Consider the following 19,809-nt stretch of genomic DNA (forward strand, 5'->3'; position numbering starts at 1 on the left):
GAGAAATCGAACATGGCAACCTATTACTCGGAAGATCACGAGTGGATCACGGTCGAGGGTGACATCGCCACCCTCGGCATCACCCAGCACGCCGCGGAACAGCTGGGCGACATCGTGTTTGTCGAGCAGCGGGAAACCGGTGAGGAATTCGAGAAGGGTGGCGAAATCGGCGTGATCGAATCCGTCAAGGCCGCTTCCGAGATCTATGCGCCGGTCGATGGCGAAATCATCGAGGTGAACGAGGTGTTCGCCGACAACCCAAGCGCCTTGAACGAAAGCCCCGAAGGCGATGCGTGGATCTACAAGATCAAGCTGGCGGATGCATCGCAGCTTGAAGATCTGATGGATCTGGACGCCTACAAGGCTTTGATCGGCTGAACGCCGGACACTTTGCAGACGGTCCCGGCGGTGCATAATGACCTCATGCCGCCGGGTGCACATTTCGAAACAGGAGCGCTGAAATGGCCTTCAAACTGACCGACTACGAAGCCTACGATTTCGCCAACCGCCGCCACATCGGGCCGTCCCCGCGGGAAATGGCCGACATGCTCAAGATCATGGGCTTCCGGACCCTTGACCAGTTGATCGACGCCACCGTTCCGCCGGCGATCCGGATGAGCGAACCCCTGGACTGGGGTCCGGCGATGACCGAGCGCGATGCGCTCTATCACATGCGCGAAGTGGCTTCGAAGAACAAGGTTCTCACCTCGCTGATCGGTCAGGGATACTATGGCACCACGACGCCGGCGCCGATCCTGCGAAACATCCTCGAAAACCCCGCCTGGTACACGTCGTATTCGCCGTATCAGGCGGAGATCAGCCAGGGGCGGCTCGAAGCCATGCTGAACTACCAGACCATGGTAAGCGATCTCACGGGCCTCGATGTCGCCAACGCCTCCTTGCTCGACGAGGCGACCGCGGCCGCCGAAGCGATGACCATGGCGCAACGCGGCGGGCGCTCCAAGGCGAACAACGCGGCGTTCTTCGTGGACAAGAACTGCCACCCGCAAACCATTGCCGTGATCAAGACACGCGCCGAGCCACTGGGCATCGACGTGCAGGTGGCCGATCCCGACGATCTGGATCCCGGCGCGGTCTTTGGAGCGATCTTCCAGTATCCGGGCACCTATGGCCATGTCCGCGATTTCACCAAGGAGATCGAGGCGCTGCACGAACACAAGGCCATCGCCATCGTCGCAGCGGACATTCTGGCGCTGGCGCTTTTGAAGAGCCCCGGTGAGATGGGTGCCGACATTGCGGTTGGCTCGACCCAGCGCTTCGGCGTTCCGATGGGTTTTGGCGGCCCGCACGCAGCCTACATGGCCACGACCGACAAGTTGAAACGCGCCATGCCGGGCCGGATCATCGGTGTTTCAGTCGATTCCCGCGGCAACAAGGCCTATCGCCTGGCCCTGCAAGCACGCGAGCAGCACATTCGCCGCGAAAAGGCCAACTCGAACGTCTGCACGGCGCAGGCCCTGCTGGCGGTCATGGCGTCGATGTATGCGGTCTATCACGGGCCGGACGGGATCAAGGCCATTGCCCAGTCGGTGCATCGCAAGACTTCGCGGCTTGCCGCCGGCTTGGAGGAGCACGGATTCAAGGTCGAACCGGAAGTCTTCTTCGACACCATCACCGTCGAAGTCGGCCCTCTGCAGCGCACCGTGATGGAGGCCGCCGTGGCGCGCGGTGTCAACCTGCGCAAGGTGGGTGAAACCCGGATCGGCATCAGTCTGGACGAACAGACCCGCCCGCAAACCATCGAGGCCGTCTGGGGCGCCTTCGGCATCGACAAGAAGGACGACAGCCAGAAGAACCGGCACTACCGCCTGCCGGATTATGCGCTGCGGGAAAGCGCCTATCTGACCCACCCGATCTTCCATCTGAACCGGGCCGAGGCCGAGATCACCCGCTACATGCGCCGCCTGGCCGATCGCGACCTGGCGCTTGACCGTGCGATGATCCCGCTGGGGTCGTGCACGATGAAGTTGAACGCGACCATCGAGATGATCCCCGTCACCTGGCCCGAATTCGCCAACATCCATCCCTTTGTCCCGGCGGATCAGGCGCAGGGATATCTCGAGATGATCGAGGATCTGAACGACAAGCTGTGCCAGATCACCGGTTACGATGCCATCTCGATGCAGCCAAACTCGGGCGCGCAGGGGGAGTATGCGGGCCTTCTGACCATCCGCAACTACCACATCGCGCGTGGTGAGGGGCATCGCGACATCTGTCTGATTCCGACCTCGGCGCACGGGACCAACCCGGCATCGGCGCATATGGTCGGCTATCAGGTCGTGCCGGTGCGGTCCGACGAGCACGGCAACATCGATGTCGCCGATTTCCGCGAAAAGGCCGAGAAATACTCGGACAAGCTTGCCGCCTGCATGATCACCTATCCCTCCACGCACGGGGTGTTCGAGGAAACCGTGCAGGAGGTGTGCCAGATCACCCACGATCACGGCGGTCAGGTCTATATCGACGGCGCCAACATGAATGCCATGGTCGGCCTGGTGCAGCCTGGCAAGATTGGCGGCGACGTCAGTCACCTGAACCTGCACAAGACCTTCTGCATTCCGCATGGCGGCGGCGGCCCGGGCATGGGGCCGATCGGCGTGAAGGCGCATCTCAAGGACTACCTGCCGGGCCATCCGGAATTGAACGGCGCCATCGGCCCGGTTTCGGCCGCCCCGTTCGGGTCGCCCTCGATCCTGCCGGTCAGTTGGGCCTATCTGTTGTTGATGGGTGGAGCCGGCCTGACGCAGGCGACCAAGGTGGCCATTCTCAACGCCAACTACATCGCGGCGCGGCTCAAGGACGCCTACCCGATCCTGTATACCTCGGAATCGGGCCGGGTGGCGCATGAGTGCATCCTGGATACCCGCCCCCTGGCCGAGGAAGGCAACGTCACCGTGGACGACATCGCCAAGCGGCTGATCGACAGCGGGTTCCACGCGCCCACGATGTCCTGGCCGGTTGCCGGAACACTCATGGTCGAACCGACCGAATCCGAACCCAAGGCCGAACTCGACCGCTTCTGCGACGCGATGCTGTCGATCCGGGCCGAGGCGCAGGACATCATCGACGGCAAGATCGACGCCGAAAACAATCCGCTGAAGAATGCGCCGCACACGGTGCGCGACCTGGTCGGCGATTGGGATCGGCCGTACACGCGCGAACAGGCCTGTTTCCCTGCCGGCAGCCTCGGCGTTGACAAGTACTGGCCGCCGGTGAACCGGGTCGACAACGCCTTCGGAGACCGCAATCTGGTGTGCACTTGCCCGCCGATGACGGAGTACGAAGACGAGGCGGCCTGACTTACGGCGTCTTGCCCCGCCGGCACCGACCGGCGGGGCCTCTCATCGAACGATGATCCTGTGATCCAACCGGAGGACTTCCGCAAAAGGAGGCAGACATGACCTATTGCGCATCGGTTTCCCAGAACTCCAGGCCGGTATCCGGTCCTGCGGCCATGAGTGTTCGCACGGGTATGGTGGACGTTGTTCTGCCCGGCAAGACACCCGAAACGGCGGCCAAGATCATCGGCGACCTTTTTGGCGCGGCAAACGATCTGGTGCATCAAACGGCCTATCGCGTGACGACCGGAGAACTGCTGGCGCAGCCGGTCCAGGATGCCCGGTATTGGTCAAACCGGACCGTCATCTTTCTTGGCGACATTCACGCCCGCTGGCACCTGACCGCCGAAGAGCGCAATCGTGCCCATCACATTCTGCGTCTGGCCAATCGTACGGTTCTGATCGGCGGCGCGGTATTCCTGCTGTCAGAAACCGGCTTGCACGAGCGCCACACGGTTGCGGTGCATCCGAACTTCTCGGCCGCCGCTGCGGAAGAAGAACTGATCCCGGACTGCCCGGGCGCGCATTGCGCGACTTCTGGACAGGTTCATTCGGCGATCAGTGAATTTGCCGCCTTGCGCCTGTTGCTTGACCTGGTGGGCGAAGACCTCGGACAGTTCATTGCCGGGGCCTTGGGCGATTATCTGGGGCTGAGCACCGAGGCGCACTGGCCACAGAGCAAGATGTCTCTGAACCTGATACAAAGGGCGCATGGAGATGGGTTGATCTCCGAGAGCCTGGAACTGATGCGCGCCCATCTGGAGGAACCGCTCAAGGTCGGTGAACTTGCCGAGCGTCTGGGCGTATCGACCCGCAAACTCCAGCGCCGGTTTCTCGAACGGACCGGGATGGGTCCACTGTGCGCCTATCGCGCCTTGCGCATCGAACGCGCACACCAGTTGCTCGAACACACGAATCTGCCCCTTTCCGAGGTGGTCGTAGCGACGGGTTTCGGCACGTGCTCCAACCTGGCGCGGTGGTTTCGTCGCGAATTCGGTGAATCGCCGCAAGCCGCCCGGCGCCGTGCGTTTCGCGGGGCACGGGTTTCGAAACACTGAAGTCGTGCGGAATTGAAACGGGCTTGCCGAGGTTCGGGACATGCAGGATCCGGTTGACCGGTCCGGACAATCGCCGCTTCCGACACCAATAAACTCCGCGACTGTCCTGCGATGAGGCGAGAATTCCGAACCGTGGGGGAACAGCCCATCAACGCCGAAGCACAACGCGCCGGGCTGCGTGTCAATTCCCGGTTTCCAGGAAGTACACCAGCCGCGCCTCGACGTGCATGAAATAGTCTTCGAGCGCCATCGCTTCGAGTATCAGAGATCCGTCCACATCCAGGTTTTCGGCAATTTCCCGGATGCGGCCGGCCAGCTCTTCCATCTTGCCGCACATCTTTAAGAGCTGCTTCAGCGCGGCAATGTTGGTCGACCCGCTTCCCAGCACGAGCGAAAGACTGTCGCTCATGTCACGCTCGGCAACGGCCAGCGTGTCCATCATTTCAAAGATGTCGCGGCGCAGCGCGGCGTCACCGTGCGTTCCACCGGGCTTTCCAATTTCGGTCTTCGGTCTCAAGTCTTCCTGCGCCTTGCGTAATGCCTCATGACCACAAAAGAACCGGCGCCTGTTCGCGCCGGGAGTTGTCAGAGAGAAACTTGGACTACTTTGCGCCAGAATCGGGGCGCGGTCTGTGAAGTGGATCACGCACGCAGCAGGAATCTGATGCCGAGGCGTCCGGACCGTTGGGCTGAAAGTGGCGCACCAGTTCGCGTTCCGCCGCACACCCTAGAGATGGCGCGGATCACAGGGCTCAATTTCGCGATGAACGGAGACAGGTTGATGATCGAGATTTGGGATGGTGCCCAGGAGAGGACTCGAACCTCCACGTCCATACGGACACTAGCACCTGAAGCTAGCGCGTCTACCAATTCCGCCACCTGGGCAGGTGTCGTGCAGGGGCGTTTAAGACGACTGAACAAGGCCGTCAATGGGAATCGGGGGGTTTTCGCAAGATTTTTTTCATGCCGGGCGAGCGGCGGTTCCAGAGGTGTCGGGACGGCGCACCGCCGCAGGCGTTTCACCGGTTGCGCGGCGTTATTGCGCCTTGTTTGCGCCGTGCCTGAGCGTTAGATCGGATCAACAGCCATCAGCAGGAGCCATTCCATGTCCAAACTGGTCACGATCTACGGCGGTTCGGGATTTGTGGGCCGCTACATCACGCGGCGCATGGCAAACGAGGGTTGGCGCGTGCGTGTGGCTGTCCGGCGCCCCAACGAGGCGCTGTTCGTCAAGACCTATGGCGCCGTGGGGCAGGTGGAGCCGATTCTGTGCAACCTCCGGGACGACGGCTCGGTGGCGCAGGCGATGCACGGGGCCGACGCCGTGGTCAATTGTGTCGGCGTTCTGAACGAATTGGGCAAGAACGGGTTCGATGCCGTTCAGGCCGAAGGTGCCGAGCGCATTGCGCGCCACGCCGCCGCACAGGGAATCGGCCGCATGGTGCACGTTTCGGCCATCGGCGCGGATTCCGCCTCGGATTGCGACTATGCCCGCACAAAGGCGCTGGGCGAGGCGGGCGTGTTGCAGCACATGCCGAACGCCGTGATCCTGCGCCCCTCGGTGATCTTCGGAACCGAGGACCAGTTCTTCAACCGGTTTGCCGCCATGACCCGGATGGGCCCCTTCCTGCCGGTCGTGGGCGCGGAAACCCGGTTTCAGCCGGTCTTCGTGGATGACGTGGCCCAGGCCGCAGTCAAGGGCGTGCTTGGCACGGCGGAACCGGGGATCTACGAATTGGGTGGTCCGGAGGTCAAGAGCTTTCGGGAACTGATGCATCAGATGCTGGACGTGACCCATCGTCGCCGGGTTGTGATCGGCCTGCCGTTCTGGGTGGCCAGGATCATGGCCGGCGTTCTGGACATCGCGAAGTTCGTCAGTTTCCAGCTGTTCCCGAACAACATCCTGACACGCGATCAGCTCAAGAACCTGCGCCGCGACAATGTCGTGTCCGAGGGCGCGCGCGGATTTGCGGAGCTCGGGATCGAGCCGACCGCCCTGCAGGCTGTTCTGCCCGAATACCTCTGGAAATACCGTCCCTCCGGTCAGTATGACGAGATCCAGAACTCGGCCAGAAACCTGAACGTGTGATCAGCCATAGGCGATGGCCAGCAGGATGACGCCCAGGATGACGCGGTAGATGACATATGGGGTGAAGCTGACGCTCCGCAGCAGCCGCATCATGAATTCAAGTGCCAGCAGGGCGGCGACAAAGGCAAAGCAAGCGGCGATCGCACCGTCGCGGGCTAGTTGGGCGTTGGCTTCAAACGCGACTTCCGCGCCCAGCAGGACACCGGACGCGATGATGGTCGGTATGGACATCAGCATGGCGATGCGTGCGCCGTCCTCGCGCGTGTAGCCAAGCTGGCGCGCGCCGGTAATGGTGATCCCCGAGCGCGACGTGCCGGGGATCAACGCCAATACCTGCCACAGGCCCATGATCAGGGCATCGCGCAGGCCCCAATCCTGCGCCGTCTTGGTTTGCGCGCCCTTCTGATCGGCGACATACAGCAGCAACCCGAACAGCAGCATCGTCCACCCGATCACTGCGGTGGAGCGCATCGCATCGCTCAACCCGGTGAAGTGCAGCGCCGCTCCCGCAAGCACGGTCGGAATCGTGGCGACGACAAGCCCCATGGCCAGTCGCGCGCCGGGCGTGTCGAGGCGCCCGGTCAAGGCGCGTGGCAGGCCGATCAGGCCGGATTTCACGTCGCGCCAGAAATACAGCACCACCGCGCCCAGGGTTCCGACGTGTACGGCAACGTCAATGGTTTGACCCTGATCCCGAAGACCCGTCAGGTTCGGGAGTAGAATCAGGTGCCCGGAGGAGGAAATCGGCAGGAACTCGGTTATCCCCTGGATGACCGCTACCAGAATCAGTTGAAAGAGACTCATCGGCCTAGCCGTTCCCCTGTCATGCGAGGTTTGTGTTTACCGGGTATAAGTGTCTTGAATGGAAAGAAAAGGCTTCTGTTGGGTCCGATTCGGACCTAAAAAACGTGTGCATTGGGCGTGTCAACGCCCGCTCAAGGAAACTTTTTCTTCATTAGGTCAGCATAGTTGACTTTTAATCCCGTTTGCCTTTTCGTATGGAGGCCAGACCAAGCCAATTCATGGAGTCCGACCCGTGGCCAAGCAACCGATGCTGAAATTTGTGCAGATCGAACGCGACATGCCGGAAAAGCGTGCAGCGCATGTGCGCAGCAAGGACTTCGATGAAATCTATGCGGAATATGCTGCCGAAAAGGCGGCCGAGCAATCCAGCCGGTGCAGCCAATGCGGCGTGCCCTATTGCCAGACGCATTGCCCTTTGCACAACAACATCCCCGACTGGCTGCGCCTGACCGCCATGGGGCGGCTGGAAGAAGCCTATCAGACCAGTCAAGCCACCAACACCTTTCCTGAAATCTGCGGACGCATCTGCCCGCAGGATCGTTTGTGCGAAGGCAACTGTGTCATCGAGCAGTCCGGGCACGGAACGGTCACGATCGGAGCGGTCGAAAAGTACATCACCGACACGGCTTGGGACAAAGGCTGGGTCAAACCACCCGCGCCGTCGGTCGAACGGCCGGAAAGCGTCGGCATCATCGGTGCAGGGCCGGGCGGGCTGGCGGCTGCGGACATGCTGCGCAGGGCCGGCATTCAGGTCACGGTATATGACCGCTATGACCGCGCCGGCGGCTTGCTGACCTACGGCATCCCCGGCTTCAAGCTCGAAAAGGACGTGGTGATGCGCCGCAATCGTCTGCTCGAGGACGGCGGCGTGACATTCGTGCTAAACTGCGATGTCGATGCCAGGAAGTTCGCCGAAATCCGTGCGGACCACGATGCGGTCATCATCGCGACCGGCGTTTACAAGTCACGGGATCTGGCCATGCCGGGAAGCGGACTGCCCGGCATCGTCAAGGCCATCGACTTTCTGACGGCTTCGAACCGCAAGAGCTTCGGTGATGCGGTCGAGGATTTCGACAATGGCCGTCTGAATGCAGCCGGCAAACGCGTCGTGGTCATCGGTGGGGGCGACACGGCGATGGATTGCGTGCGCACCTCGGTCCGTCAGGGCGCGACATCGGTCAAATGCCTCTATCGCAGGGACCGGGCGAACATGCCGGGCTCCCAACGCGAGGTGCAGAACGCCGAGGAAGAGGGCGTCGTCTTCGAGTGGCTGAGCGCGCCCAAGGGGTTCACCGGCAACGACCAGGTGGCCGGCGTGATGGTCCAGAAGATGCGGCTTGGCCAGCCGGATGCGACGGGTCGCCAGGCCCCGGAGGTCATCGAGGGTGCGGATTACGTCGAAGAGGCGGACCTGGTCATCAAGGCTTTGGGTTTTGAACCCGAGGATCTGCCGACGCTGTTCGGCCAGCCCGATCTGCCGGTAACGCGCTGGGGGACGATCAAGGCGGCGTTCCAGACCGGCGAGACCGAGATGGAAGGCGTCTATGCCATCGGAGACATCGTGCGCGGCGCATCCCTGGTCGTCTGGGCGATCCGCGACGGCCGCGACTGCGCCGAAGCGATCATCGAGCGGTTCAATGCACGAGCCGCGGTTGCAGCGGAATGATGACGGGCGGTGCATGACACGCACGGGAACGGCCGAACGGAAACACGGCCTGCCAGACAAGGAACCAGGCGATGACTGAACTGCAGGGCCAATGCATGTGCGGCGCGGTGACGATCACGGCCACTCCGGCGCGGGACTCGCTCGGGGCCTGTCACTGCGACATGTGCCGCCGCTGGAGCAGCAGCGCCTTCATGAGTTTTCATGCGGAGCCGGGATATGCCGCCCTCGGCCCGGTCCGCACCTACACCTCGTCCGACTGGGCCGAGCGCGCGTTCTGCGAGCGCTGCGGATCGGCGCTGTGGTATCGGATCACCCTGCCTGGCGAAATGCACGGGCAGACCCAGATGGCCGCCGGGCTGTTCGATAATGCCGGCGGCGGCACCCTGAAACTGGAACTCTATATCGACAAGAAGCCCGAGGGATACACGTTCGCAGGCAAACGCCGTCAGATGACCGAGGCCGAGGTCATGGCCATGTATGCCCCGCCGGAACAAGGAGACAGCCAATGACGAAATACGACGCCGATTGGGTGCGGGCCGAAGAAGCCAAGCGCAAGTGGCTGGCCGAAAACGGTCTCTATTCCGAGGAGGAGGAACACTCGTCCTGCGGTGTGGGCCTAGTGGTATCCGTCGATGGCAGGAAAAGCCGCAAGGTCGTCGAGGCCGGCATCAAGGCCTTGCGCGCGGTCTGGCACCGCGGCGCGGTGGATGCGGATGGCAAGACAGGCGACGGGGCCGGAATCCATGTGCAGATCCCAGTGCCCTTCTTCTATGACCAGATCGAGCGCACCGGGCACAAGCCGCGCATGAACGAGCTGGTGGCCGTGGGTCAGGTGTTTCTGCCACGCACGGATTTCGGTGCGCAGGAACGGTGCCGGACCATCGTCGAAACCGAAGTCCTGCGCATGGGCTACTACATCTATGGCTGGCGCCATGTGCCGGTGGACGTGACCTGTCTGGGCGAAAAGGCCAACGCGACACGGCCCGAGATCGAGCAGATTCTGATCTCGAACTCCAAGGGCGTGGACGAGGAAACCTTTGAACGCGAACTCTACGTGATCCGCCGCCGGATCGAAAAGGCGGCCGGTGCGGCGGGAATCACCGGGCTCTACATCGCTTCGCTCAGCTGCCGCTCAATCATCTACAAGGGCATGATGCTGGCCGAGCAGGTGGCGGTTTTCTATCCCGACCTGATGGATGAGCGGTTCGAATCCGCCTTTGCGATCTATCACCAGAGGTATTCGACCAACACCTTCCCGCAGTGGTGGCTGGCGCAGCCGTTCCGGATGCTGGCCCACAACGGCGAGATCAATACGCTCAAGGGCAACCTCAACTGGATGAAAAGCCATGAAATCCGCATGGCGCACACCTTCTTTGGCGATCTGGCCGAAGACATCAAGCCGATCGTGCCCGGCGGGGCGTCGGATTCTGCGGCGCTGGATTGCGTGTTCGAGGTGATGGTGCGCGCGGGCCGCAACGCCCCCATGGCCAAGACCATGCTGGTTCCGGAAAGCTGGTCCAAGCAGGCGGTGGAACTGCCGCAAGCCTGGGTGGACATGTATTCCTATTGCAACTCGGTCATGGAGCCTTGGGACGGCCCCGCGGCGCTGGCCATGACCGACGGACGTTGGGTCTGCGGCGGGCTCGACCGAAACGGGCTGCGGCCGATGCGCTATGTCGTGACGGGCGACGGGTTGCTGATCGCCGGGTCTGAGGCGGGGATGGTGCCAACGGATGAGGCCACCGTCGTGGAAAAAGGCGCGCTGGGCCCCGGTCAGATGATCGCGGTCGATATGGCCGAAGGCCGCCTCTACCACGACACGGAACTCAAGGACACGCTGGCCGCCTCGCGCCCCTTTGGCGACTGGGTCGGAAAGATCAACAACCTCGAAGAAGAGCTGCAGGGCGTGACCGAAAAGCCGCTGTTCTCGGGCGAGGAGTTGCGCAAACGCCAGATCGCGGCTGGCTATACCGTTGAAGAGCTCGAACAGATTCTGGCCCCGATGGCCGAAGAGGGCAAGGAGGCGATCGCCTCGATGGGCGATGACACGCCGCCGGCGGTTCTGTCCAAGCAGTATCGGCCGCTGAGCCATTTCTTCCGGCAGAATTTCAGCCAGGTGACGAATCCGCCAATCGATTCGCTGCGGGAATACCGGGTGATGTCGCTGAAGACCCGCTTCGGAAATCTCAAGAACGTCCTGGACGAGGACAGCAGCCAGACCGAGATCATCGTTCTGGAAAGCCCGTTCGTCGGCAATGCGCAATGGGACACGCTGGTCGAGAACTTCAACGCGCCCATGGCCGAGATCGATTGCACCTTCGAGCCTGGCCAGGGAGCCCTGAGCGCCGCTTTGGCCCGCATCAGAGCCGAAGCGGAGGAAGCCGTCCGTTCGGGGGCCGGCCATCTGGCATTGACCGACCAGTATTCTGGACCGGGCAAGGTGGCCATCCCGATGATCCTGGCGACCAGCGCCGTGCACTCGCACCTGATCCGTCAAGGCTTGCGCACCTTCTGCTCGCTCAATGTGCGCTCGGCCGAATGTATCGACCCGCATTATTTTGCGGTGCTGATCGGATGTGGCGCCACCGTGGTCAATGCCTATCTGGCCGAGGACTCCATCGCCGAACGGATCGAGCGGGGGTTGCTTGACGGCAGCCTGACCGAGAACATCGCACGCTATCGCGAAGCCATCGACCAGGGTCTGCTCAAGATCATGGCCAAGATGGGCATCTCGGTCGTGTCCTCCTATCGCGGCGGTCTGAACTTCGAAGCCGTGGGACTGAGCCGCGCGATGTGTGCCGAGTACTTCCCCGGCATGACCTCGCGCATTTCCGGCATCGGCGTGAAGGGCATCCAGGCCAAGGCCGAAGAGGTCCATGCCAAGGGCTGGGACAGCGGCCTTGATGTGTTGCCCATCGGCGGTTTCTACAAGGCGCGCAAGTCGGGCGAGACCCATGCGTGGGAAGCCACCTCGATGCACATGATGCAGATGGCCTGCAACAGAGCCTCATACGAGCTGTGGAAGCAGTATTCGGCCAAGATGCAGGCGAACCCGCCGATCCATCTGCGCGACCTGATGGATTTCAAGCCGCTGGGCCAAGCGGTGCCGATCGAAGAGGTCGAGTCGATCACCTCGATTCGCAAGCGTTTCGTCACGCCGGGCATGTCGTTGGGCGCGCTGAGCCCCGAGGCGCACAAGACGCTGAACGTGGCGATGAACCGGATCGGCGCCAAGTCCGACAGCGGCGAGGGTGGCGAGGATCCGGCGCATTTCGTGCCCGAACCCAACGGCGACAACCCGTCGGCCAAGATCAAGCAGGTGGCCTCGGGCCGCTTCGGCGTGACCGCCGAGTACCTCAACCACTGCGAAGAGCTGGAGATCAAGGTAGCCCAGGGCGCCAAGCCCGGCGAGGGCGGGCAGCTGCCCGGCATGAAGGTCACCGACCTGATCGCGCGTCTGCGGCACTCGACCAAGGGCGTGACGCTGATCTCGCCGCCGCCGCATCACGACATCTACTCGATCGAGGATCTGGCGCAGCTGATCTATGACCTGAAACAGATCAACCCGCGCGCCAAGGTGACGGTGAAACTGGTCGCGTCCTCGGGCGTGGGCACGATCGCCGCCGGCGTGGCCAAGGCCAAGGCGGACGTGATCCTGATCTCGGGCCACAATGGCGGCACCGGGGCATCGCCCGCGACCAGCATCAAATATGCCGGTCTGCCGTGGGAGATGGGCCTGACCGAGGCGCATCAGGTTCTGGCGATGAACAACCTGCGCGACCGCGTGACCCTGAGGACCGACGGCGGTCTGCGCACCGGGCGCGACATCGTCATGGCGGCGATGATGGGGGCCGAGGAATACGGCATCGGCACCGCCGCCCTGATTGCGATGGGCTGCATCATGGTGCGCCAGTGCCAGTCGAACACCTGCCCTGTCGGCGTCTGCACGCAGGATGAATCCCTGCGCGCGAAATTCACCGGCACTGCGGACAAGGTGGTGAACCTGATCACCTTCTACGCGCAGGAGGTGCGCGAAATCCTGGCTTCGATCGGCGCGCGCTCGCTGGACGAGATCATCGGCCGGGCCGATCTCTTGATGCAGGTGAGCCGGGGTTCGGCGCATCTGGACGATCTCGATCTCAACCCGTTGCTGATCACGGTGGATGGGTCTCAGAACATCGTCTACAACCGCGACAAGGAGCGGAACGCCGTGCCCGATACTCTGGATGCGGAAATCGTCCGCGACGCGGCGCGGTTCCTGAAGGATGGCGAGAAAATGCAGCTGTCCTATGCAATCCAGAACACACACCGGACGGTCGGCACCCGGGTATCCAGCCACATCGTGCAGAATTTCGGCATGCGCAACACGTTCCAGCCGGATCATCTGCATGTGAAACTAAAGGGGTCTGCGGGCCAGTCCCTGGGGGCGTTTGCCGCGCCGGGCCTCAAGCTGGAAGTCGCCGGCGACGCCAACGACTATGTGGGCAAAGGGCTCTCGGGGGGCACGATTGTTGTGCGCCCGCCACAGGTCAGCCCGCTCAAGGCGGACGAAAACACGATCATCGGCAATACGGTTCTGTACGGAGCGACCGACGGTTTTCTGTTCGCGGCCGGACGCGCCGGCGAGCGGTTTGCCGTGCGCAACTCGGGCGCGACCGTGGTGGTAGAGGGCTGCGGATCGAACGGTTGCGAATACATGACAGGCGGCGTTGCCGTCATTCTGGGTTCGATCGGCGCGAATTTCGGCGCCGGCATGACCGGCGGCATGGCCTATCTGTACGACCCGGACGGCAAGTCCAAACCGTTGATGAACATGGAAACTCTGGTGACATGCCCTGTGTCGGTGGCGCATTGGCAAGATCAGCTCAAAAGCCTGATTGAACGCCATCTGGCGGAAACCGGCAGCCGAAAGGCGGCCGACCTCCTGCAGCACTGGGATGTCGAAAGGGACAATTTCCTTCAGGTCTGCCCGAAAGAGATGCTCGACAAGCTGAGCCATCCGCTGAGCCTGGAACCCGAGGCGATGCCCGCGGAATAAGGCTGGATACCGTCCGATCACCCGCGCCCCACGCGCCACGTCCGCGCGTGGGGTCGCTACCAAACTTTTTTCGTCCACCTTGCCATGCAGCGAGAAATGGACGAACTTCCACCGCAATTTGGCCGATTTGATCAGTATCTCTGTATCGGTGGTATTGGTGCGAACGGGAGTGATCTATGCCCACGACGTATAACGATCAGTTTTTTGCGATGGACCCCGCGGCGCCCCCGGCCCCCGGCACTCTTCTGACATTCCAAAGACTGGACTTCGTGGATCAGAACGACGACGGAGATATCGAGGCTCCGGGTGGCGACACCGTGAACGGGGCCGATGTCACGGCATCGTGGCCCGGAGACACGGTCACGATAAACGTGCCTGGCGTCGGCGAAGTGACCTATGTGGGGACGACCTTTTATCTGAGCGGCGGCGGACGTTACTTCACCCCGACCGACGGGCAGGTTCTTCAGAACGGAACTTTCGTGAGCTCCACTTTCGTGAACACACAGGGTCCGTTGGACGTGCCGGGTGACCTCGGACCGCCGTGTTTCACACCGGGAACGATGATCGAGACGCCAGATGGCGCGCGCGCGATCGAGGATTTGAAACCGGGCGATCTGGTCATGACCGCAGATCACGGCCCGCAGCCGGTTCTGTGGATCGGACGCACGCGGGTGGAGGCACGGGGAAAGCTGGCGCCGGTGCGGTTCGAAGCGGGCATTCTGGGCCTGACGCTTCCGCTGACAGTATCGCCGCAGCACCGGATGCTGATCGATGATTGGCGGTCCGCGTATTTCTTTGGCCACAAGGAAGTGCTGGCGGCGGCGCACACGCTGGTCAACGGCACCACCGTGACGCGAGTGGAAGGCGGAACCGTGGAATACATCCACCTCCTGTTCGCGCAGCACGAGGTGATTTTCGCCAACGGTGCCGCCAGTGAAAGCTACTTCCCGGGCAACGCGCTCACGCAGTCGGACCGAAAGACGCAGGCGGAACTCTGCGCCTTGTTCCCCGAACTGGATCGCGACAGCAGACACGCGTTTCTGGCGGCTCGGCCGGTTCTGAAATCCTACGAGGCGGCCCTGGTCGCGATTTAGGGCATTCCCCCGGCGCGCCGGGCCTCGTATAGCTGAGGCATGGCGAAGAAAGCAGCACGCAAGGCAGGCGGCAGAAAGAAAACCGGTTCCAAATCGAAACGAAACCCGGCGTTGTTGCGCCGGGTCATGCGGTTCGTTTCGCGCGGCGTTGCGATTCTGGCCGTGTTGGTCCTGGCGCTGGTATTTCTGTTCGCTGTCGTCAACCCTCCGGTCACGCATACGATGTGGGCCGAATGGCGGCGTTTGGGGCGGATCGAACGCGACTGGGTGCCGATGGAGCAGATCGCCCCGGTCATGGCGCGGTCGGCCGTCGCGGCCGAGGATGCGAACTTCTGCCTGCACTGGGGATTCGACGTGGTCGCGATCCGCGCCGCGCTGGAGGATGGCGGCGCGCGTGGCGCCTCGACGATTTCCCAACAGGTGGTCAAGAACGTTTTTCTCTGGCAGGGGCGCAGCTGGGTCCGCAAGGCGTTGGAGACGTCCATCACGCCCGTGGTCGAGCTGGTCTGGACCAAGCGCCGAATTCTCGAGGTCTATCTGAACGTCGCCGAAATGGGCGAGGGGGTTTTCGGGGTCGAGGCCGCCTCGCGACGGTATTTCGGCGTGGGCGCCGATGCGCTTTCGCCGGTTCAGGCGGCCCGTCTGGCGGCCATCCTGCCGTCACCGCGGCACCGGTCGGTCTCCGACCCTTCGGTGCGAACCCGCCGGCGCGCTGCCGCCATCCGTGACGGAGCGGCCACCATTCGCGCAGATGGCCGCGCGGATTGTTTCGAGGATTGAAACCGCAAGCCCCGCAAGGCTATTGCTGGGGAGTACTTTTGGCTGAATCGGAATTCCATGGCGAGACTGTTCCACGTTCCCCTATCTCCGTTCTGCCGCAAGGTCCGTTTGTCCCTTGCGGAGAAAAAGATCGAAGTCGAACTGGTCGAAGAACGCTATTGGGAGCGCGACCCCGATTTCCTGCGCCGAAACCCGGCCGGAAAAATCCCCGTTTTGAAACTGGACGGGCGTGTCCTGTCGGAAAGCGCGGCAATCTGCGAATATGTCGAGGAAACGCGACCTGACCCCGCATTGCTGCCCAAGGAACCCGAGGCCCGGTTCGAGGTGCGCCGTCTGGTCGGGTGGTTCGACGACAAGTTCCATCAGGAAGTGACGTCGAAACTCCTTTATGAACGGGTCAACAAGAAAGTGACCGGGCAGGGCTATCCCGACAGCAAAAACGTCAAGGAAGGCGCGCGGGCGATCAAGTACCACCTCGATTACATGGCGTGGCTGCTGGACCACCGGCGCTGGCTGGCCGGGGATCAGATGACGCTGGCGGATTTCGCCGCCGCCGCGCATCTTTCGGCGCTGGATTACATCTCGGACGTGGATTGGAACCGAAGCCCGGTGGTCAAGGACTGGTATGCCAAGATCAAGTCACGCCCGGCCTTTCGCTCGATCCTGGCCGATCAGGTGCCCGGTTTTCGTCCGCCGGCCCATTACGCCGATCTGGATTTCTGATATCAAGGGGCCGGACCGACCGTCCGGGTCGGCCGCCTGCGGATGTCGAGTGCCAGATGAAGAACACCTCCGGCCTTAAGGAAAGACTGGTCACGCAGGCCCTGTCCGAGGGGTTTGTGGCCTGCCGCGTCTGCCGGCCCTGGGATGTTCCGCATGTCCGGCAACGCCTGGCCGCGTTTCTAGATGCGGGATATCACGGACAGATGGGCTGGATGGCCGAGCGGACCCATTGGCGCGCGGATCCGGCCGCGCTGTGGCCCGAGGCCCGGTCCGTCATCATGCTGGCCGAAAGCTACACGCCCGAGCATGATCCGATGGACGTTCTGGCGCGGCCCGAACGGGGGGCGATCTCGGTCTATGCGCAGAACAGGGACTATCACGATCTGGTCAAGAAGCGCCTCAAACGCCTCGCGCGCTGGCTGATCGCCGAAGCGGGCGGCGAGGTGAAGGTTTTCGTGGACACGGCCCCCGTTCCCGAAAAGGCGCTGGGGCAGGCGGCCGGCCTTGGCTGGCAGGGCAAGCATACCAATCTCGTCAGTCGCGATTGGGGCAACTGGGCTTTCCTGGGGTCTGTCTTTACTACCCTTGACCTGCCAAGGGACGCGCCGGAAATCGACCGGTGCGGGTCTTGTCGCGCCTGTCTGGACATCTGCCCGACCGAGGCGTTTCCGGCCCCGTACCAGTTGGATGCACGGCGCTGCATCTCCTACCTGACCATCGAACACAAAGGGCCGGTGGACGAAGAGCTGCGCGGCAAACTGGGCAACCGCATCTTTGGCTGTGACGATTGTCTGGCGGTGTGCCCCTGGAACAAGTTTGCCGTCAAGGCAAGCGACATGCGGTATGCGGCACGGGATGCGTTGAAGGCGCCCAAGCTCAGTGACCTTGCGGCGCTGGACGATGCTGCGTTCCGCGCGATGTTCTCGGGGTCCGCGATCAAGCGGATCGGGCGCAACCGGTTCGTGCGAAATGTCCTCTATGCGATCGGAAACTCGGGCAGTGCCGATCTGTTGCCGTCGGCTCAGGCTCTGACTGACGATCCCGACCCGGTCGTTGCCGACGCCGCGCGCTGGGCGGTGAAACAATTGTCGTAAGTGACGCAAACAGGCTGGACGCGTCGCGCCAGCTCGCTACACCCACCGTCAGTGGATTTCATGGAGGAACCAGATGGCCCTGGCTTTGGGTGTCGACACCGGTGGAACCTATACCGACGCGGTGCTGGTGCGGAACGAAAAGGAGGTGATCGCCTCCGCCAAGTCGCTGACGACGCGAACCGATCTGGCCATCGGAGTCGGGCGGGCGATTTCGGCCGTGCTGGCCGAGGCCGGTGTTGCGCCCGGCGATGTATTTTTGGCTTCATTGTCCACGACGCTGGCGACGAACGCCCTGGTCGAGGGCCAGGGTGGCCGCGTGGCATTGATCTATATCGGGTTTCGCGAGGGCGATCTGGACAAGCATGGTCTCAGGCAGGCGCTCAAGGGAGATCCCGCATTGGTGATTTCCGGCGGGCACAGCCATGCCGGCAATGAGGTGATGGCGCTGGATACGCCGGCACTGGAACGGTTTTTGGACACCAACACGGGAATTTCAGGCTTTGCCGTCGCCGCGCAATTCGCCACGCGCAACCCCGCGCACGAGTTGGAGGCCGCACGGATCATCGCTGAAAGGACCGGTGCGCTAGTCACCTGTTCGCACCATCTGTCGGCAAAGCTCAACGGGCCGAAACGCGCCCTCACCGCCGTTCTGAACGCCCGGCTGATCGGCATGATCGACCGGTTGATCGGGCGCGCCCAGGACACGCTGCGCGATCTGGGAATTACCGCGCCGATGATGGTGGTCCGCGGCGACGGCGCGTTGATGAGTGCGGATCAGGCGCGCGAACGGCCCATCGAAACCATCCTGAGCGGCCCGGCCGCCTCGATCGTCGGGGCGCGCTGGTTGACTGGAGTCGACGATGCGCTGGTGTCGGATATCGGAGGCACAACCACCGACGTGGCCCTGATCCGTGGCGGAAAACCTGCGATCGACCCGGCAGGCGCGCGCGTCGGCGGGTTCCGGACCATGGTGGAAGCGGTGGCGATGCGCACGCATGGGCTGGGCGGCGACAGTCAGGTGCACGTCGTCACCGAGGGGCTGGGCGGCGGCGTGCATCTGGGGCCGCGCCGGGTATTGCCGGTGTCCCTGATCGCGGCCGAAGCGCCCGAGGTGGTGCATGCTGCGCTGGACGAACAGCTTCGATCGACCACAGTGGGCGAGCATGATGGCCGTTTCGTCCGGGCCGTCTCCGGCGTTCCTGTCGACGGCGTCGGTGCGCGCGAAACGATCCTGCTGGAACGGCTTGGCGGACGGGTGCTGCCTTTGGGTGCCTTGCTGAGAACCCGAATGGAAAACGGGGCGCTGGCGCGGCTGGTGGATCGGGGTATCGTGCAGGTTTCCGGCGTGACGCCCTCCGATGCCTGTCACGTTCTGGGGCGCCTGGACTCGTGGGACGGCGCGGCGGCGCGCAAGGGGCTTGAACTCTTTGCCCGCAAACGCGTCGGTTCGGGCGAACGGCTGGCCGACAGTCCGGAACAGTTGGCGCAGATGATCGTGGACCAACTGACCGAACAGACCACATTGACCTTGCTGGAGACCGCATTCAGCGAAGAAGGCGAGGACTTCGACCTGCCGCCCGAGCAACTTGCGCGACATGTGCTCACTCAAAAGGGTCTGTCGCGTCATCGCGGACTCGTGGCCCTCGACGCTGCCCTCAATGTCGATGTTGTGGGGCTTGGCGCTTCGGCCCCGACCTATTATCCGGCAGTTGGGCAGCGCCTGCGCACCAGGATGATCCTGCCCGAACATGCCGGTGTCGCGAATGCCATCGGCGCTGTGGTCGGGCGGGTGACATTTCGCTGTGCAGGCACCGTCACCAGCCCGTCCGAAGGCCGATACCGGGTGCATCTCGAAGAAGGTCCGGAAGACTTCAGCGACTCGGAAGAGGCGCTTTCCCTGCTCGAGGCAACCCTGCGGTCCACCGCCGAACATGCGGCCAGGGCAGCGGGTGCCGAAAACATCCGGGTTCTGGTCGAACGCGATATCCGAACCGCTCAGGTCGAAGGGCGGGACGTGTTCGTTGAAGGCATGCTCACCGTCGAAGCCAGCGGCCGCCCGCGTGTCGCAGTTGGATAGACCGGGGCGCGGCCGCCGGCCGCGCTC

The 19,809-nt window shown here is 63.0% G+C and carries 14 protein-coding genes and 1 tRNA gene; 12 read left to right on the top strand and 3 right to left on the bottom strand.

Annotated features, from left to right (window positions below; genetic code table 11):
• Nucleotides 1-12: 12 nt before the first annotated feature.
• The 3 genes from gcvH (at nt 13) to AC2FNJ_RS12670 (ending at nt 4,417) form a co-directional block, all read left to right on the top strand.
• The gene (gcvH, locus tag AC2FNJ_RS12660; RefSeq protein ID WP_496764653.1) at nt 13-378 is read left to right on the top strand and encodes a glycine cleavage system protein GcvH; all 366 of its coding nucleotides are present in this window, start codon (nt 13-15) and stop codon (nt 376-378) included.
• 83 nt (nt 379-461) lie between these two features.
• Nucleotides 462-3,320: an aminomethyl-transferring glycine dehydrogenase gene (gcvP, locus tag AC2FNJ_RS12665; RefSeq protein WP_496764654.1), complete on the top strand. Its 2,859-nt coding sequence runs from the start codon at nt 462-464 to the stop codon at nt 3,318-3,320.
• A 98-nt stretch (nt 3,321-3,418) separates the two neighbouring features.
• Nucleotides 3,419-4,417 carry a helix-turn-helix domain-containing protein gene (locus tag AC2FNJ_RS12670; protein WP_496764656.1) on the top strand — a complete coding sequence of 333 codons (999 nt, stop codon included), beginning with the start codon at nt 3,419-3,421 and terminating at the stop codon, nt 4,415-4,417.
• A gap of 181 nt (nt 4,418-4,598) precedes the next feature.
• Here the strand turns inward: AC2FNJ_RS12670 and AC2FNJ_RS12675 are convergent, their stop codons facing one another.
• Entirely contained in the window at nt 4,599-5,063 is a 465-nt protein-coding gene (locus tag AC2FNJ_RS12675) for a hypothetical protein (protein ID WP_496764658.1), read from the bottom strand.
• Between the two features lie 152 nt (nt 5,064-5,215).
• Nucleotides 5,216-5,302, bottom strand: a tRNA-Leu gene (locus tag AC2FNJ_RS12680).
• Nucleotides 5,303-5,522: 220 nt separating this feature from the next.
• Between AC2FNJ_RS12680 and AC2FNJ_RS12685 the strand changes: the two genes are divergently transcribed.
• Nucleotides 5,523-6,506, top strand: coding sequence for a complex I NDUFA9 subunit family protein (locus AC2FNJ_RS12685; RefSeq protein WP_496764659.1), 984 nt, complete (start codon nt 5,523-5,525; stop codon nt 6,504-6,506).
• Here the strand turns inward: AC2FNJ_RS12685 and AC2FNJ_RS12690 are convergent, their stop codons facing one another.
• On the bottom strand, nt 6,507-7,310 hold the full coding sequence (locus tag AC2FNJ_RS12690; protein WP_496764661.1) for an undecaprenyl-diphosphate phosphatase: 804 nt from the start codon (nt 7,308-7,310) through the stop codon (nt 6,507-6,509).
• A 232-nt stretch (nt 7,311-7,542) separates the two neighbouring features.
• Here AC2FNJ_RS12690 and AC2FNJ_RS12695 point away from each other — a divergent pair, with 232 nt between their 5' ends.
• The 8 genes from AC2FNJ_RS12695 to AC2FNJ_RS12730 all read left to right on the top strand — a co-directional run bounded on the left by AC2FNJ_RS12695 (nt 7,543) and on the right by AC2FNJ_RS12730 (nt 19,782).
• Nucleotides 7,543-8,976, top strand: coding sequence for an NAD(P)-dependent oxidoreductase (locus tag AC2FNJ_RS12695; RefSeq protein WP_496764663.1), 1,434 nt, complete (start codon nt 7,543-7,545; stop codon nt 8,974-8,976).
• 71 nt (nt 8,977-9,047) lie between these two features.
• On the top strand, nt 9,048-9,485 hold the full coding sequence (locus AC2FNJ_RS12700) for a GFA family protein (protein ID WP_496764665.1): 438 nt from the start codon (nt 9,048-9,050) through the stop codon (nt 9,483-9,485).
• The gene (gltB, locus tag AC2FNJ_RS12705) at nt 9,482-14,014 is read left to right on the top strand and encodes a glutamate synthase large subunit (RefSeq protein WP_496764667.1); all 4,533 of its coding nucleotides are present in this window, start codon (nt 9,482-9,484) and stop codon (nt 14,012-14,014) included. Before AC2FNJ_RS12700 ends, gltB begins: the two co-directional genes overlap by 4 nt.
• A gap of 176 nt (nt 14,015-14,190) precedes the next feature.
• On the top strand, nt 14,191-15,108 hold the full coding sequence (locus AC2FNJ_RS12710) for a Hint domain-containing protein (protein WP_496764669.1): 918 nt from the start codon (nt 14,191-14,193) through the stop codon (nt 15,106-15,108).
• Between the two features lie 39 nt (nt 15,109-15,147).
• Nucleotides 15,148-15,888: a monofunctional biosynthetic peptidoglycan transglycosylase gene (mtgA, locus tag AC2FNJ_RS12715; RefSeq protein ID WP_496764671.1), complete on the top strand. Its 741-nt coding sequence runs from the start codon at nt 15,148-15,150 to the stop codon at nt 15,886-15,888.
• A 57-nt stretch (nt 15,889-15,945) separates the two neighbouring features.
• Nucleotides 15,946-16,611 carry an FtsZ-binding protein FzlA gene (gene fzlA / locus AC2FNJ_RS12720; RefSeq protein ID WP_496764673.1) on the top strand — a complete coding sequence of 222 codons (666 nt, stop codon included), beginning with the start codon at nt 15,946-15,948 and terminating at the stop codon, nt 16,609-16,611.
• Between the two features lie 56 nt (nt 16,612-16,667).
• Nucleotides 16,668-17,705 carry a tRNA epoxyqueuosine(34) reductase QueG gene (queG, locus tag AC2FNJ_RS12725; protein ID WP_496764675.1) on the top strand — a complete coding sequence of 346 codons (1,038 nt, stop codon included), beginning with the start codon at nt 16,668-16,670 and terminating at the stop codon, nt 17,703-17,705.
• Between the two features lie 73 nt (nt 17,706-17,778).
• Nucleotides 17,779-19,782, top strand: a complete 2,004-nt coding sequence (locus AC2FNJ_RS12730) for a hydantoinase/oxoprolinase family protein (protein ID WP_496764677.1) — start codon at nt 17,779-17,781, stop codon at nt 19,780-19,782.
• Nucleotides 19,783-19,809 lie beyond the last annotated feature (27 nt).

It is taken from the genome of Ruegeria sp. BHSB196, assembly GCF_059613135.1.